This is a genomic window from Paenibacillus sp. GL_099_B, assembly GCF_057835695.1.
Map to the genome: position 1 here is coordinate 3,583,828 of NZ_CM174430.1, position 17,313 is coordinate 3,601,140.

Below are 17,313 nucleotides of genomic sequence, written 5' to 3' on the forward strand. Positions count from 1 at the left end.
GAATTACTAAACATGCAATGAACCGCTTTTTAAGCCATAACAACCCATGATCCGTTTGTCAGTCCATGACAAGCGGATTTTTGTATATATCTATAAATACATATGATTTTGTTTCTAATTTCAAAAGATTGGGGTAAAAGAATAGGTAGTTTAACGCGGTGGAAACATAACTCAAAATAAGCGAATAAAGGAGACCGACCTGTCATGAAAAAAACAATTGCAGACGTTCTGGTCGAAGCACTATTGAACGCAGGCGTCAAACGCATCTATGGTATCGTTGGAGACTCCTTGAATGCGGTACTCGATTCCATCCGTCGTTCGGGTAAAATTGAATGGATTCATGTCCGCCATGAGGAAGTAGCTGCTTTTGCGGCCGGGGCAGATGCCCAAGTGAGCGGAAGTATCGCCGTATGTGCGGGCAGCAGCGGACCGGGAAACATGCACTTGATTAACGGTCTGTATGACTGTCATCGGAACCGTGTACCGGTACTTGCCATCGCAGCTCATATTCCAAGTGATGAGATTGGGAGTGAGTATTTTCAGGCGACTCATCCAGAGTATTTGTTTCAGGAATGCAGTCATTATTGTGAAGTGATCACAACAGCCAAACAGATGCCGCGTTCCTTTACGATGGCAATGCAGACCGCAGTAGCGCGTTCAGGCGTTTCCGTCATTATACTGCCGGGTGATGTAGCGGCTTTAGAAGCGGCCGACCTGCCTGTGCCGGAGCATGTATATCATGCGACACAGCCTGTTGTACACCCATCTGAACCTGAACTGCGGAAACTGGCGGAATTCCTGAATCAAGGCAAAAAAATCACTTTGCTGTGTGGCGCAGGCTGCGCTGGTGCTCGTGAACCTCTGATGCAGCTCTGTGATCGCTTGAAATCCCCTATGGTTATTGCTTTGCGAGGCAAGGAATACCTGGAATACGATAACCCGTATTCGGTGGGCCTCACGGGGTTAATCGGGTATTCCTCCGGTTATCATGCCATGATGGACTGTGATGTGCTCCTGATGCTGGGAACAGATTTTCCGTACCGTCAATTCTTCCCGGACGATGCGGTTGTACTTCAAGTGGATATTCAGTCTTCACACCTTGGTCGCCGTACAAAGCTCGATTATGGAGTGTGTGGAGACATAAAGGCCACCATTGAAACATTATTACCTTATCTCACGGAAGAGCATAGCGACAAACATTTGCATAAAAGTGTGGAACGTTACGAGAAAGTTCGCAAAGAATTGGATGAGCTTGCCGTAGGTAAACCCGGAAAAACACCAATTCATCCACAGTATCTAACCAAGGTTATCAGCGATGCTGCAGCAGAAAATGCAATCTTCACCTGCGATGTAGGTACACCTACGGTATGGGCGGCTCGTTATATTGAAATGAGTCGCAATCGCCGACTGTTAGGTTCATTCAGTCATGGCACTATGGCGAATGCTCTTCCACAGGCAATTGGAGCGCAGGTGTCTGATCCGGGAAGACAAGTAATTTCTTTGTCCGGTGATGGCGGCATTGCCATGCTGATGGGTGATCTTCTGACGCTTAAACAGCATAATCTCCCGATTAAAGTTGTCGTGTTTAACAATGGTGCACTCAGTTTTGTTGAACTGGAGATGAAAGCTGCCGGATTGCTTGAATCCGGTACCGAGCTTGTAAATCCCAACTTTGCGATGGTAGCTCAAGCGATGGGCCTGGAGGGGATACGGGTTGAAGATCCGGCTGATCTGGAAGGGGCTGTAGAGCGGGCATTGCAGCATGATGGCCCTGTTCTGATTGATGTTGTGGTGAACCGTCAGGAGCTGTCCCTGCCTCCGAAGATTAATATAAAACAGGCCGAGGGCTTCACCTTATGGATGATGAAGGCGGTGCTGAATGGACGTGGCGATGAGCTGATCGAGCTGGCCAAAACCAATTTGCTAAGATAAGTATTAGGTTTCCTTAGCATTATCGCACTTTGTTCATCCGTCGATCTGACAATGTAAATGCATGAAATTAAACTGTACATCTCACCAAAAAGAAGGGGAATGTTACACGCTTTTATTAAGGAGTTCTCCTTCTTGAGATGTGTGGAATGTGATGAATATTATAGTATGTGCTCATATTATATGGTTTGTTTTTAAATTGAAACTCCTTTAAAATAGGTAAAGTCAGGCAGGATTCAAAGCTTTTTACCCTACATATGTTGCATTCCAACGCAATACCGCTTCATATCGAATTAATCGATCCGATGACAGATGACGAACACACATGGAGGAGATCAAAATGAGTCACAAAGGAAAAGTAGCAATTATCACTGGAGCAGGAAGTGGATTAGGCCAAGCGACTGCACTGAAGCTGGCAGAAAAGGGCGCGTCTATAGTGGTCGTTGATCTCGTGGCTGAAACGGGTCAGGAAACTGTAAAACAGATTGAGAAGCTGGGCGGTAAAGCCATTTTTGTACAAACAGATGTAAGCAAGGCGAACGAGGTAGAGAATTATGTTAACAAAACGATCGAGGAATTCGGTCGAATCGACATGTTCTTCAATAATGCCGGGATTGCTGGTCCTGGTATTAAACTAATTGAGCATACTATCGAACAGTTTGACCAAATCATTGATATTAACCTGAGAAGTGTATTTTACGGATTGAAGTATGTGATTACCGAAATGCTCAAAACTGGCGGTGGTTCCATCGTCAATACGGCATCTACAGCAGGTATTGTGGGTGTTCAAGCAGTTGCACCATATGCAGCGACGAAGCATGGCGTAGTTGGACTAACACGTACTGCGGCCATTGAGTATGGCAAAGAAAACATTCGTGTGAATGCCATTGCCCCAGGTACGATTGAAACTCCAATGGTGGTTCAGTTCGGGAAAGATAATCCTGAAGTATTCAAAGCGACCCTTGACAGCATTCCATCCGGACGTCTTGGTAAGCCTGAAGAGATTGCTAATTTGGTATCCTTCCTGCTGGGAGAGGAAGCTCCGTATATCAATGGCGCTGTTTATCCCATTGATGGTGCTGTAACTGCACAATAAGGCACCAATCAGACTGAATAAGAAAGAGAGGCGACTGTAATATTACAGTGCCTCTCTTTTTGAGTGTTATCATTTTATTCTTGAGTTTACGCTCCATTATGCCACATTGGAAGATTCATTCTGAGCTGTTGTGGCAATTGCCGGACGATAGGCAAGAATGATGATGATCATTGCAATTAATACCCCTGCAGCTCCAATCCAGGTGATAGATGGCAATGATACTGAGCTGACGGCGATTCCCCCAATACCCGCACCAGCAGCCATGGCCAGTTGCATAACTGAGCTGTTCAGACTTAACATAATCCCGGACGATTCTGGAGCCATTGTAACCAGATTATATTGCTGTGTTGGGCCGGAAGACCAAGCGGAGAAAGACCATAGAATCAACACAATGAAGACGGCCATACCTGAATGAGCCGTGATGTTCAGCATCAGCAGACTTACGACATGCAGGGCCATTCCCAGGATGAGTGTTCGCTTAACTCCCATACGATCGGCGCTGTATCCTCCAGATTTGGAACCAATCAGACTTGCGATACCAAAAGCCAGCAAAGCGGAACTTAACAACGTTTCGCTCATGCCTGCAACAGATACCAGGTAGGGTGAAATGTAAGTATACGCAATAGAATAGCCTCCTAACCAGAAAAAGCTGACAAGTAGCGCAAATCCAATACGAGGTTGTTTAAGGAGAGCTAATTGTTTTTTCAAAGGAACGGGTGCTTCGCCTTCAGATGGCGGGATCGTAGATGCAATAACAATCATGGCAATCACACCCAAAATTGCGATACCTGCAAAAATAAGTTTCCAATCCCAAGCTGCAGCAACCATTCTTCCCAGTGGAACTCCCACGATCAGAGATGCGGTAAACCCCGTAATGACCGTTGCGATAGAGCTGGCCTGTTTGCCTGCAGGCGCTATTTTGGCAGCGACTGTCAAGGCTGTTACAACGACGACTCCGGCTCCCAGCGCCATGAGGACACGTGCAGCGATAAAGAGTCCATATCCGGGTAACAGGTAGGCCAAGACATTACCAACGACAAAAAGTCCCAGAAAGTAGAGCAGCAGCTTTCGTCGATCCATGCGGGATGTTAAGGCGATAATAATGGGCGTACCGAGTGCATAAATGAGTGAAAAGATTGTGATCAGCTGTCCCGCAGCAATCAACGATATATTCATGGTGTCCGAGATCCGATCCAGAATGCCCGCAATGACATATTCGGAGGTCCCTACAAGAAAGCTGACCAAGGCCAGGACATAGATTTTCCATGTGTTAGACATGAGTATATAACCTCTTTCTGATTATAATTATTATATTTTTAGAAATATAGAAATAAAGACGAGAGAACGGGATTAAGAAATAACTAATCTACCAATGAGGCAAAGCGAGTACATAATCCATCAAATGTACCGCGTGCTATAACAAAAGGGTATTTATACGACTACGATAAGGCTCAGCGGACTAGGTAGCATTACCAATATAATGATTTTATATTTCTAGTATTATAGAAATATAAAACAAAAATTTTATCTCTCCAACAGATAAGGAGCGAATCTCTGTACAGTATCCGTATTCAGACTGTAGTAAATATACGTACCTTTCTTTTGTGAGGTTAACAAACCACAATCGGAAAGTTGTTTCAGGTGATGAGATAAAGTGGAGAGTGCTACGGTCACAAGCCGATTCTCCAAATCAGCTGGGCAAAGATTGCTTTCACCCGAAAGGATCTGAATGATTTTATATCGCGTTTGTTCGCCCAGAGCTTTATGAATTTTGACAGCCTGTTCAGTATCAATCGGATTGGATTGCATCAAAATCGGTCCTTTCGTCTTTATTTCTTATTTCTATAAATATTGAAATAACAGTATCATGTCTTTAGAAAAAAGTAAACTCCCCGCGAAGATCCTTGTTTCCAGTCAAATATGAATCAACTGAAAGCAAAAACCTTTGCAGGAAGTTGGGAAGTCTATCTACGCTCACTTATTATAGGCGTTCAAGATATTCGACGTATTCTTTGGCATCTTTCAACGACAGGTTTCTGGCTTCACGAGCCTTTTTGATTGCAATTATTTTCTTGCCCTGTTGTGCAAGTGCCTGCAATTCTCTATCAAGTTCAGTCAGGTCAGCCTGTGTCGGTGGAGGCGGGGACTCATTCACTGAAGAAGTGTTATAACTGAGAGGGGAGTGTGCGGTACTGCCTGAACCATTCTCCAGACGTTCTACATCCCTTTTCAATTCATTCAGCTGTGTCTGCAAGCTGATGACGCGAACCAATAAGATAAGAATAAGAAGTAAAAAAACGACTAAAACAATGGTGTTAATTTCCATGCAAGCAGGTGCCTCGCTTTCTTGCTTCAAATACATATCTATTTGAGTTGTACCGGGATCTCCTTAACACCACGAACAATCATGCCGGGTCTCCATTCAAGTTCATTAACACCAGTCTGAAGCTGCATATCGGGAAAGCGGCGAAGCAGCGTATTAATGGCAATCTCGCCTTCCAGTCGCGCGAGAGGGGCTCCCAGACAGAGATGAATGCCTTTGCCAAAAGCCAAATGTGCGCTCTTCTCGCGAGTGATGTCAAAAACATCCGCATCCTTAAATTTCTCTTCATCCCGATTGGCTGAATCCAGAGCTACAATAACAAGTTCACCTTCAGCTATGTGATGCCCATGAAATTCAATGTCCTCGGATGCCCAGCGGGACGTGCTGAATTCAACCGGGCCGTTATAACGCAGCATTTCTTCAACAGCATTATGGATTAACTCAGGTTTCTTTATCAACAGGTCGCGTTGTTCCGGGTGCTCCAAAAGGGCAAGCACACCATTACCGATCAGATTAACGGTTGTTTCGTGTCCGGCGATGATCAGCAGAGCGACAACACCAAGCAGCTCCTTTTCAGAGAGTTGTTCTCCTGATTCTTCAGCCACTACGAGCTGGCTGATCAGATCGTCACCCGGTTGCTTACGTACTTTGGCAAACCAGGCATTCAGGTAATCAATGAATTCCTGGGCATGCTTTTCAAACACTTCGGAATTCTCCGCACTTGTCGCATCGATGATGGAATTGGACCATAGACGGAATTTGTCCTGATCCTCAAGGGGTACACCCAGGATCTCACTGATCACAATGATCGGTAATGGAAAAGCAAACTCATCGATCAGATTCATCTTGTCCTGGGAATCGAGATTATCCAGGAGATCGTCGGCAATATCTTGAATATGGCTTCTCATGCCCTCAATCAATCTGGGAGTAAAAGCCTTCTGTACGAGTCCACGCAACCGGCGATGATCAGGCGGATCGGAAAAAAGCATGTTATGCACGAAGATATTTTGTTGATCGGGTCCGTAACGTTTGACTACATCCTTACTGAAGCGGTTGTCTTTTAATACTTCGACTGCATCCTCATATTGGGTAATAATCCAACCGAAATCACCATGAGGGAACAGGACTCTGTAAATGGGATCATTCTGTCTCAGCTTTTCATATACGGGGTAAGGGTTCTGTGTGAATTCTCGGGTGAAGAACTCAGGCTGTGAAGTTTCATTTGTACTCAAATGGTTAATCTCCTCTCATCAAAAGCTCGTAATGTTACGCATCTTATCTAAGGGATCATATGTTAATTTCGGTGGCTTCATACGAAAAGCCTGCACCATCTATATATTCAATATTGGAGCGATTGAAACCTTGTTAATCTGCTTGAACCATATTACAGATCGTTTAATGAACTATAGGGACGTATGGCCTATAATATGAAGTTTTCTACAACAACAACGTGGACTCAAATTAGTTTTGAAGCAGTTGTCATAATGCAACGATATAAGTAATTCACAATTGTGCTATGAACCATGTCTAAGGACTTATGAAGAATGCTGATAAGAAGGACGTTTCAACCATTTTTGTCGTTTTCTAAGTTCGTTGAAAGGCTGCTGTGATAAGATAAAACTTTATAAGAACATACGATCTGTTTATGCGAGAGGAGAAACCTTGACGATGGAAATGCTTAAGCCACCCGCCGAGACATTATATGAGACAGAATTACGGGCACTGCGAGAAGAAGATACAGGAAAACGTCCTCCAAACTGGCTGCTGTCCCCGGCCTATGTCAGAGATTTTATTATTGGCAGGGATAAACCTGCAATGTTGGATGGAGAAGAGGTTCCCATTACGCGGAAATTTTATGGCAACGATGTCCTGATTGAACGTTCCGTGGTAACTTTGGCAGGCAATCGGGGCTTGATGCTGGTAGGGGAACCCGGGACAGCCAAGACCATGCTTAGTGAATTGCTAACCGCAGCTATTTCCGGAACAAGTCTGAACACGATTCAGGGTACGGCAGGTACAACCGAAGACATGATCAAATATTCCTGGAATTATGCCATGCTGCTGGATAAAGGCCCATCCGAAGCGGCACTTGTACCCTCACCGTTATATAACGGAATGAAGAAGGGGATTCTTACCCGTTTTGAGGAGATTACACGTTGTCCTGCTGAAGCACAGGATAGCCTAATCAGTATTCTCAGTGACAAGGTAATGAGTATTCCTGAACTGGACGGCGGTGTGCTGTTTGCCAAACCAGGGTTTAACGTGATTGCTACGGCGAACATTCGCGATAAAGGCGTCAATGAAATGAGTGGTGCGCTGAAGCGCCGTTTCAATTTTGAGACGATCAAACCGATTAGCAGTGTGAAAATGGAAGCCAAAATTATTGAATCCCAGGCGCAAAGCCTGTTATTACATAGCGGGATAGACACCGAGATTAATTCGGATGTGGTTGAATTGCTGGCCACGACATTTATGGAGCTTCGCACAGGAATGACGCGGGAAGGTTACAAGTTGGATACGCCCCAAGCGTCCATGAGTACGGCTGAAGCCGTATCTGTATATGTACAGAGTGCAATGACTTCCTATTATTACGAAGACAAGGGAATTACATTGGATCGGCTGGTGCAAAACATGTTGGGGACGATAGCGAAAGAAAGCGACAAGGATCTGTCCATTCTCAAAACCTACTTCTCCAAGGTCGTGAAGGAGCGTTCCAGAGAAGAAGGGATTTGGAAGGATTACTACGAGGAGAAGAAATGGATCGGTTAACAGGAAAAGCTGATCTGGATGTTGCCCAGTTACAGACGCTATTTGAGTCTCAGGTCTATAACCTGAACAACGGAACGCTTTATTTTCCCATACGCCATCATAGCCCAGCCTGTTCCTATCATTTGCTGCGATTGATTGAAGAATACAAGCCGGACATCATTCTAATCGAAGGCCCTGAGAGCGGCAATCCCTTACTTCAAGTTCTGGCTGATGAGGCAACCCTACCTCCTGTCAGTCTTTACTACACCTATGAGAGTGAAGATGAGAGAGCGGCCTGTTATTATCCGATGCTTCGTTACTCACCTGAATATGTAGCGTTGAAAGAAGCAGCTCGGCTGAGCATCCCTGCAACTTTTATCGACCTGGACTATCATCATTTCTCTAAGCCCAACAAGGCAGAACAGCGGGAAATTTCCATTCAAGATGAAACTTTGCTCGCAGGGTCTGAGTTTATCCACCGTTTATGTCAAAAAACAAACTGTCGAAGTTTCGATGAATTGTGGGAGAACGTATTTGAAATTGGTGGTCTGGAGAAGTCAACACAGGCATTTGTACAGGATGTATTCACGTACTGCACCTTATCCCGGATGTGTTATTCAGCGGAGCGGTTGCACAGTACAGGTGATTTGGCAAGAGAAGCTCATATGAGAAGTCGTATTAAGCAGGCTGGGCAGGAGCATGAACGTGTGCTTGTCATCACTGGCGGATTTCATACGTATGGACTGCTGATGCCCGAGAATCATGAGACGGACTCAGAAGAGATGACGATGCAAGAGCATGCGAAGGCTCAGAATTCGGTGCATCAGCAGATGTATCCCATGGTCTACACGTTTGCCGAAGCGGATCGGCTGAATGGGTATGCAAGTGGTATGCCTTACGTGAATTATTACGATCAGATCTGGACCCAGCTGCTTCACCAAAAGAACTCCGTGTACAATTTGACCGCTTTGGACTTGTTATCACGACTAACCCGCAAGCTTAGGGAAGGACATGAACATGTATCAACTAGCGACGCTATTGAGGCGTACAGCATGGTGCAAGGACTCGCAGGACTAAGAGGAAAAAGGGAAGGTGGAGTCTATGAGCTGATGGATGCAACACTTTCTTCCTTTGTTAAGGGTGAACTTACGTTAGCTTCAGACAAACCAATACAAGAACTGCACAGATTGCTAACCGGGGATGTCATCGGAAAAGTGGCTCCCAACCCATTCAGTATTCCGATCGTTGAGGATTTCAAAGAACGTTGTACAGAATCAAAACTTCATATTCGTACTACAGGCCAACATAAGAAGATACTTGATTTATATGCCAAACCAGATCATCGTCGGCAAAGTCAATTGTTTCAATGTATGGTCTATCTCGTTCCGGATTTCGCGAAGCGACAATCAGGCCCGGATTGGATTGCACAGCGAGCCATGAACCTTGTTCGGGAGACGTGGGTATATTCCTATTCCTCCAGAATTGAGGCTCGATTAATCGAGAACTCGCTCTTTGGAGGCACAATTCGGGAAGCCGCTACGCGCAAGATGGAAGAGGAAATGCAGGGAATACCGGATCATCACAGCGGTGACCTCGCCAAATCCATGCTGCAGGCTCTGCTCATGGGCCTGCAGGATAGCGCAATGAAGCTGTATGAACAAGTAAAGTCAGCGCTCCGGAAGGATGGGAATTTCTTGTCACTGTGCGGAAGTCTGCATATTTTGAATCGAATTCAGCAGCATCGCAGACTTCTTGGGTTGTCTGAGGAACAGCAGCTTCTCAACCTCGTGTCCGAAGCCTATAACAATGCCGTGGACAAACTGATGCAGCTCTCAAGAACGAATCCGGATGAAAATGAAGCGATTGTCCAGGGACTGAAGCTGCTTGCCATGCTGGCAGAATCGTCCGAAGAGCATTTCCGGGATGAACCATTCAGGGCACATCTGGATGAACTTCTGTCAGACAGCCAGCTTCCGGCACAGCTGGAGGGGGTGTGTATTGCCATATCTTCAGGACTTGGCGATAGGCATAGAGAAGAGATCGTGGATCGAGCACGTGCATACATCCGGGGATCGCAGGAACAGACCCGACAGACTGCACTTTATCTACAGGGCGTGTTCTCTGTAGCACGGGACGCATTTTTATATGAAGATCAGCTTTTATCAGAATTGAACTATATGATCGAGCAGCTTGATTATGAAGAGTTTATTCGTATGATCCCTGAACTTCGTTTGGCGTTTACTTACTTCACACCCATGGAGACAGGCCTGATTGCGGATCGGGTTGCGAGCTTGCATCAGGTAGAGAACGAAGAGATGTCATGGCCTTCCGTTGACGAGCGATTGCTGATCCAGACGAAAACATGGGATGAAGCCCTTCGGAAGGAGTTTGACGCATGGAAGCTGATCTGAATGAGCTCAATACAACCAAGGAAATTGTGAAAGACAATGCAGAGCTGAACCGGGCAGAAACCTTAAACCGTTGGCGCCTTATTCTAGGTGAATCTGCCGAAGAAGGACTGTCCAATGCAGAAGACTACTCCCCTGATGATTTTAAATATACCGAAGTCGATGAGATTCTCGGATATCTGTATAATCGCGAATACGGTGAAGAGCAGGGTTACAGAAAAGGGGGAGGAAGGGGCCCCTCGGATCTTACCGTCCCCAAATGGTTGCATAAGGTCAGGGAACTGTTCCCGAAATCAACGGTAGAAATTCTGGAGAAACAGGCGCTTGACCGTTATGGCCTAACTGAATTGTTAACGGACAAAAAGCTGTTGGAATCCCTCGAACCCAATATGAACCTACTCAAGAACATTATGCAATTTAAAGGACGAATGAAAGGCGACGTATTAAAGAGCGCCAAGGAAATCGTACGAGTCGTGGTTGAAGAGCTGCGACGCAAACTGGAATCTCAGACCAAAGCGAGCATTATAGGGAAACGCAGCCGTTATGCATCCAGTTCAGTGCGTTCCTTGCGCAATTTGAATTTCAAGCAGACGATTACCAAGAACTTGAAGAACTATGACAAAATCAATCGAAGATTTGTAATTGATCGTCTATATTTTGACGGGAATATCCAGTCTCACAACAAGTGGGACATCATCATTGGTGTGGATGAGAGTGGAAGCATGTTGGATTCAGTGATATACAGTTCGGTGATGGCAAGCATTTTCTATCGCCTGAATGCACTGCGAACGAAATTGTTCATTTTTGACACACAGGTTGTCGATTTGAGTGACAGGCTGGAAGATCCGGTAGATGTGCTCATGAACGTGCAGCTTGGCGGGGGAACGCATATTACCAAGGCACTCCGTTATGGTGAGACGTTAATCGAAAATCCTGGGAAAACGATATACATTCTCGTTAGTGATTTGGAGGAGGGTTACCCGATCCAGCACATGTATAAAGCATGTAAGGATATTCTGGATACGGGCTGCAAATTGCTTGTGCTGACTGCACTCGATTTTAACGGAGATACCGTGTACAACAAACATGCTGCGCAGACGTTATCCAATATGGGTGCACATGTAGCTGCGATTACGCCCAATGAGTTGGCAGATTGGATTGGCGAAATTATTACTTAATTGGTTATATACAAGATCATTTATAAACTCATATTCGAGGAGGAATGTGTAATGTTAACCGCAGATCGCGCAGTAGAAGCTCTGGTGGAGAAGTTTGCAGAGGTGTGTTCCAATGAATATTCGTTGAAAACGGATCGGAGTCCGGAAATCATAGATTATGTGATGGGAACGACGGATAAGTTTCCCGATATGATGGGAGGTTCCAGCCATTATGCGTACCAGACGATAGAAGTACTCATGAAAATTGCCAAAAAAGATGACGGAGACATCTTTTTTCGAGCGGGAGCCATTGTAATTCATATGGAATCCAATTATTCCAGAAGAAATTCGTGGAGAACCGATGGTTTTACGCTCTGCCTTGGAAACGACTCGGAAGCTTATGGACTGAGTGGAAAGAGCAAAACCAATGATCGGATGGGCGAATTGCTGTCCCGTTTGGAGAAAATCAATCGCTATGCTGGAGAGAAGGAAATTCTGGATGAATTAAAGAGCAGACTGAAGGGGAATTTCCATGATGTAATCAATGGAATGATACTCCTTCGACTCTATTCAGATCTCAATAATAGCCCTTCCCATCTTGCCCAGGTGCAACAGTTCACTCAATCTCTGCCTGCATTGTTTCAACATGTGATGACCCATGATACAAATAAGCTGCGGAAAGAATTGCATGCATTGATTGAGCCATTGGTGGTTTGCAATTTTCAAACGAAACATAACAAATCTGCATATGAATTAAATGATGAATTCCTCCAGGAGAAGCACAATCAGGTTATAGCTGAGAACTATTCGAACACTTCTCTTTCCAAAAAGGAGCAACTGTCTTACAGTGAGTTCGACAAGACGATGATCCTTTTGAGCAATGCTTTGTTGTATTTGGTTAACATCAGTGGCGGCAAACAACGTTTCCTTGAAGACAAAAGTGAGACCGGTCTTATTTTGCTCGAAGCCATAAACCAATTACATGAGATCTATCCACTTGAAGTTCGGCGCTATTTGTTAAGTATGGATACAAGAACGAAAAATGCCAACGAATTGCTGTCAGGGCTGGTGCCCCTGGACGAGCCATATCAGCTCATCGAAATGTTGCGTAATGAACTCGAATCGTACACCATACCATGGCAATTTCTGCAATCAACGATTGTGAATGATCCGAAACAAGCAATTCGTGCATACCACATATTAAAACCCCCATTCCTCAAATTGTGTATTAAAAAAGTGCTGGAGGATCATGGAATCGCAGTGCCAGATGTGGATGAAACGGTTGAACAAGCCGTATTCAGCGCTCTACGACATCCATTAGATGGAGGCAGACAGGGACTTGCGATTGCACGATATTTGAACGGTGAAAGCTCCTTTGAAGAATACTGGGAAGATCCGAATAGTCGAGGACTGTTTAATAACCTGAATCGTGACAAAAGGCGCGTTCATAACTTGATCAGCATTAGTTTCCTGCCTTTGAATTCGGAGGCGATGCGTCGGTTCTTGATTCTAACCACGTATCCCGAGTGGACACTGGATATCGTTTCTGATATGTATCAATCTTTCGCGTTTAGCGGTGAGAAGCTGTTGGAACTTTACGGCCAAGATCCAGAGGTAAAACAAGAGAAATTGCTGTCCAGTCTGATTTCTCTCAACGGTATGACCGATTATAAGTACAAATCGATGCCTCAGGATGAATATCGACGGATCATTCAGCAAAATCTGGACTTTGCTCTGGGACAGTACAAGAAACTACCCACGGACACGCGCATCTTAATTTTGGAAATCACCTTTGAACAACGTCAAGAGCTGTCAACTAAACAGGTAGCTGAAGCAATTCGTGCCGGATTGCAGGATTCATCCAAAAAGGCAAATGGCGTGGCATTATCTGAATTCAATCGGATTCCTGACCAGGACTTATACACGACAATATATCGTTCGGAGAAAAAAACGGGTGTGAAAGAAATGGCTCTGAGCGCCATCCGCAGTTTGGATAATAGCAAGGATATATACCTTGAGCTTCTGAAGGGTGAGAAGTCTGCCGAATGGAAGAACCTGATTCAAATTCTGCTGGATACCGCGGATCAAAGTCCAGAGTATGCTCATGCGGCACTTGCAGATCAGGCAGATGCCAAAAAGCTGACCAGACTAAGTTGGTTTTCCTTGAACGATCTTCCTTCTCTGATACGTTCAGAGGACAATCAACCATTAGATGATCGAATCAAGCAATATATCTTGGTCCAATCAATAGATCATACATCTGCGCCGAACGAAAGACTGAATGAACTCCGTGAGTATGTAAGCGAGGAATCGCTCGCACGTTTTGCTAGCGAGCTGCTGCAGTTGTGGATTCAGGAGAGTGCTTCTGCGAAGGAGAAGTGGGTAATGTACCTCTCGGCACTCTTTGGCGATACTCAAATTGTGAATATATTGGCTCCCCAAATTAAGGAATGGACAGAAAACAGCCGAGGCGCCATTGCGGCTGATGCTGTAAAAGTACTGGCCTATCTTAAGGAACCTTCTGCTCTTATGGCGATTGACAAGATTAAACGCACTGTGAAGAACCGCCAGGTTAAGGGTGCTGCTGAAGAAGCGTTGCAGCTGGCAGCGGAAAATTTGGGACTCACCTCGGAACAACTGGAAGATCGACTCGTCACCACACTTGGTTTTGATAAGAATGGAACGATGCAGCTGAGCTACGGGGAGCGTTCATTCCTGATTAAAGTGAATGGAGATCTGCAGGTCGTTGTTGTAAATGAAGAAACGGGTAAATCTGTGAAGAGTCTACCTGCTCCTGCACAGAAAGATGATGCTGAACTTGCAGCACAATCTAAGGCGCGTTTCACACAATTGAAGAAGGATCTCAAAACAATGGTTAACATCCAGGCGCAACGTCTGGAAGAATCTTTGTCAAAACAACGGCTGTGGTCTGCTGATGAGTGGACAGCATTGTTTGTACAGAATGTAATCATGCAGAAATTTGCTGTAGGTCTGATATGGGGCACATATGAAGATGGTCAGTTGGTCACCACGTTCCGTTATATGGAGGATGGCACGTTTAATACCGTCGATGAGGATGAATATGAGCTGCCTTCGGGATCGCTGGTGGGATTGATTCATCCACTCGAACTTGGCCAATCTACGCTCGAAGGATGGAAAACGCAGCTGGAGGATTATGAGATCAAGCAGCCGTTTGAGCAGCTGAATCGTCAAATTCATGTGCCTGAGGATGAAGACAAAAACAAGGTTGAATATGACCGCTTGCCGGAGTCTGATTTCTCTCCCACCGCATTCCCCAAAGCACTGGAGAAATACGGATGGATCAAAGGTCCAGCACAGGATGGCGGCTGGTATCATGAATTTTACAAAGAGTATGGAGATCTTATCGCAGAACTTCGCTTCAGTGGTACCAGCATTTCATATTATGAAGGATTGGAAGATATCACGCTGGAATCTCTGCACTTCTTTAAACCTGCAAGTCAGAAACACTATTATTATAGCGATCACAAGTCCATTGCTTTGGGTGAAATTGCAGGTCGTGTGTTCAGTGAGACGATCTATGATATTTTAAGAGCGTCAGGACGTTGATCACGTGAGTGGATTTGAACAGAAATTTCGGATATTTTCGGAGCTATGTACAGAGGATTATTTGATTCGATACGCTAATAAGGGATTGTACAAACGGTCTCTGAAAGAGTTGGATAATGGCGTGACTGTGCAATACACATGGAATGAAGCCTCTGTGAGTTGTCAGTTGAGTGATGGTACACATTGTACGCTTGAAAATACGCTGGATCATTGGGAATGCTCCTGTCCGGCAGACAACATTTGCAAACATATACTGATTTCGATTTTGTATTATCAACGGGAACATCAGACAGAGGATACATTAAATCAGGGTGAAGCAGCGTCATCAGAAGAGTTGGAACCTGAGTCTGGTCTGGTAACGGAGTCCCGCTTCCGCTGGATGGTTGAATGGGATCTTGCTCCTTTGATTAAATCGTATAGTTCTTCCTTGATTGAGGAGGTTCTGTTCCGATTAAGATATCCTGAGCAGATTGAAGTATTGGAAGATTCTCTTCTAACGGTGCGTCTCGTGAAACAAGAAATTGAGGTTTCGTTTACAGAGGAAGCTAGTCTGGCTAAGGCCCTGTGCAAAGTAAAACAAACTGCGGGCAATATGGCCAAGCTTGAAGCATTATTGCGGTATCGGATGCAACAAGGTTTGGATGATACGGAAGCCATAAGTGGAAGAGTCCATGATGCCACGTTTTCACTTCAAACGGTGCAGGAATGTCGTTCCATGCTGGCAGGCCTGCTAAAGACGGGACTTGCTCGTCTACCGCAATCGTATATGGCTCAATTGGAGACACTGGCGATTGCGGCCCATAGTGGTCATCTTCCTGACGTTGAGCGGAGTTTACGTGGGATTCAGGGGGAACTGCAACTGTTTTTTAACCGACACGTACGGTTTTCCATGCAATCGATGCTTGATCGGGTAAGCAAGTTGTATCTTGCATTACAGGTGCTTGAACAAGAGAAGGTATCTACTTTCAAACAAAGTCAGCTCATTGGCAGTTTCCGAAGTAAATACTATGCGGTTCCAGAGCTGCATCTGTATGGATTGGGGGCTGATGCATGGGAGACACGCTCCGGTTACCGCGGAATCACTTATTATTTCTATTGCTTTGATGATGCGGAGATCTATACGTACAGCGATGTGCGGGCGGTATACTATGAAGATAATCAATTCTCATATACAGAGCATTATGGTTCCTTTACTCCATGGTTGCCCAATCTGACTTTTCGTCAATTTGCCGGGGAAGAGGTGGAGTTTCGCTCGGTTAAAGTAAATGAAGAGCATAGACTCTCCTCCGGGGAAGGCGCAAAGCTTACACTGTTGCCACGAACATCAGTGGAAGAGATGAATCTGGGCAAGTACATGCAAGATATACCCTCCGTACTCGCTGAGGATGCACGCTCATTTGAGTTGTTTTCCGTTCCGAAAGAACGACTGGCGATGATCAAGGTTGCCCGGGTTGTAGAGCATCGCTTCGATAAGCAGTCGCAGAACCTTATTCTAACGATGGAGAGTGACCATGGGGAGACGTTAGATCTAACTCTTCCTTATTCAACGGAATGGGAGACCATGATCAAACGGCTAGAGTCTGGCTATGGAGCAGGAACACTCGAAGACTTCTATGCTTTTGTACGTATAGAGCAACAACGGATATACCCGATCAGCTTCCTGAAGGGTCCAACAGTGATCAGTCTGAAACTGGATACGGGTTATGGAAGGACGGGAAGAGTTGGAAGACTATAATCAGTTGATGCAGAAGATTAGCAGCTGGTCAGAAGAGCTGTTGCTTCGCGGATTATCCCAATTCACACTGAAAGATATTGAAGTATTGGAACAGCTAATCGCGGAGACCTTGAGGTTTCAAATGACTTTCCTTCGTGAAATACTGGAGCTCATGATCGAAGAGGGCCGAAAAACTGCTCTGGGGAACGGTGATGAGGAGCTTATGTTGCTTCATTATTGCCGCCTCACCCAGTATGTGCAGCTCAGCACTCAAGAATCATCCTGAACCGATTGATACATAAAGAATTGCAGAAGCGTGAGCCTCTGCAATTCTTTTTATTTTATTTGAG

Annotated in this window: 12 protein-coding genes; 8 read left to right on the top strand and 4 right to left on the bottom strand. The window is 45.2% G+C overall.

Annotated elements, in window-relative coordinates; genetic code table 11:
• Positions 1 to 204: 204 nt before the first annotated feature.
• Positions 205 to 1,932, top strand: a complete 1,728-nt coding sequence (gene poxB / locus AC3ITG_RS16370; RefSeq protein WP_163754068.1) for a ubiquinone-dependent pyruvate dehydrogenase — start codon at positions 205 to 207, stop codon at positions 1,930 to 1,932.
• A 337-nt stretch (positions 1,933 to 2,269) separates the two neighbouring features.
• Positions 2,270 to 3,025, top strand: a complete 756-nt coding sequence (locus AC3ITG_RS16375) for an SDR family NAD(P)-dependent oxidoreductase (protein WP_489250657.1) — start codon at positions 2,270 to 2,272, stop codon at positions 3,023 to 3,025.
• A 96-nt stretch (positions 3,026 to 3,121) separates the two neighbouring features.
• Here the strand turns inward: AC3ITG_RS16375 and AC3ITG_RS16380 are convergent, their stop codons facing one another.
• The 4 genes from AC3ITG_RS16380 to AC3ITG_RS16395 form a co-directional block, all read right to left on the bottom strand.
• Positions 3,122 to 4,303 (bottom strand): MFS transporter, encoded by a 1,182-nt coding sequence (locus tag AC3ITG_RS16380; protein ID WP_449007779.1) that lies wholly within the window; start codon positions 4,301 to 4,303, stop codon positions 3,122 to 3,124.
• A gap of 246 nt (positions 4,304 to 4,549) precedes the next feature.
• Entirely contained in the window at positions 4,550 to 4,834 is a 285-nt protein-coding gene (locus tag AC3ITG_RS16385) for an ArsR/SmtB family transcription factor (protein ID WP_205524711.1), read from the bottom strand.
• 172 nt (positions 4,835 to 5,006) lie between these two features.
• Positions 5,007 to 5,351, bottom strand: coding sequence for a hypothetical protein (locus tag AC3ITG_RS16390; protein ID WP_489250658.1), 345 nt, complete (start codon positions 5,349 to 5,351; stop codon positions 5,007 to 5,009).
• A gap of 38 nt (positions 5,352 to 5,389) precedes the next feature.
• Entirely contained in the window at positions 5,390 to 6,580 is a 1,191-nt protein-coding gene (locus tag AC3ITG_RS16395) for a cytochrome P450 family protein (RefSeq protein ID WP_489250659.1), read from the bottom strand.
• Between the two features lie 436 nt (positions 6,581 to 7,016).
• On the opposite strand from AC3ITG_RS16395, the gene AC3ITG_RS16400 reads away from it, so the two are divergent.
• The 6 genes from AC3ITG_RS16400 to AC3ITG_RS16425 are packed head-to-tail and all read left to right on the top strand — an operon-like array spanning position 7,017 to position 17,249.
• Positions 7,017 to 8,117 carry an ATP-binding protein gene (locus tag AC3ITG_RS16400; protein ID WP_413379055.1) on the top strand — a complete coding sequence of 367 codons (1,101 nt, stop codon included), beginning with the start codon at positions 7,017 to 7,019 and terminating at the stop codon, positions 8,115 to 8,117.
• A complete protein-coding gene (locus AC3ITG_RS16405) occupies positions 8,105 to 10,507 on the top strand; it encodes a DUF5682 family protein (protein WP_489250660.1) in 2,403 nt (800 codons plus the stop codon). Before AC3ITG_RS16400 ends, AC3ITG_RS16405 begins: the two co-directional genes overlap by 13 nt.
• A complete protein-coding gene (locus AC3ITG_RS16410; RefSeq protein WP_413025674.1) occupies positions 10,492 to 11,682 on the top strand; it encodes a VWA domain-containing protein in 1,191 nt (396 codons plus the stop codon). Before AC3ITG_RS16405 ends, AC3ITG_RS16410 begins: the two co-directional genes overlap by 16 nt.
• A 51-nt stretch (positions 11,683 to 11,733) precedes the next feature.
• Positions 11,734 to 15,249 (top strand): DUF4132 domain-containing protein, encoded by a 3,516-nt coding sequence (locus AC3ITG_RS16415; RefSeq protein ID WP_489250661.1) that lies wholly within the window; start codon positions 11,734 to 11,736, stop codon positions 15,247 to 15,249.
• 4 nt (positions 15,250 to 15,253) lie between these two features.
• A complete protein-coding gene (locus AC3ITG_RS16420) occupies positions 15,254 to 16,984 on the top strand; it encodes a hypothetical protein (RefSeq protein WP_489250662.1) in 1,731 nt (576 codons plus the stop codon).
• Positions 16,971 to 17,249, top strand: a complete 279-nt coding sequence (locus AC3ITG_RS16425; protein WP_489250663.1) for a hypothetical protein — start codon at positions 16,971 to 16,973, stop codon at positions 17,247 to 17,249. Before AC3ITG_RS16420 ends, AC3ITG_RS16425 begins: the two co-directional genes overlap by 14 nt.
• The last annotated feature ends 64 nt before the right edge of the window (positions 17,250 to 17,313 follow it).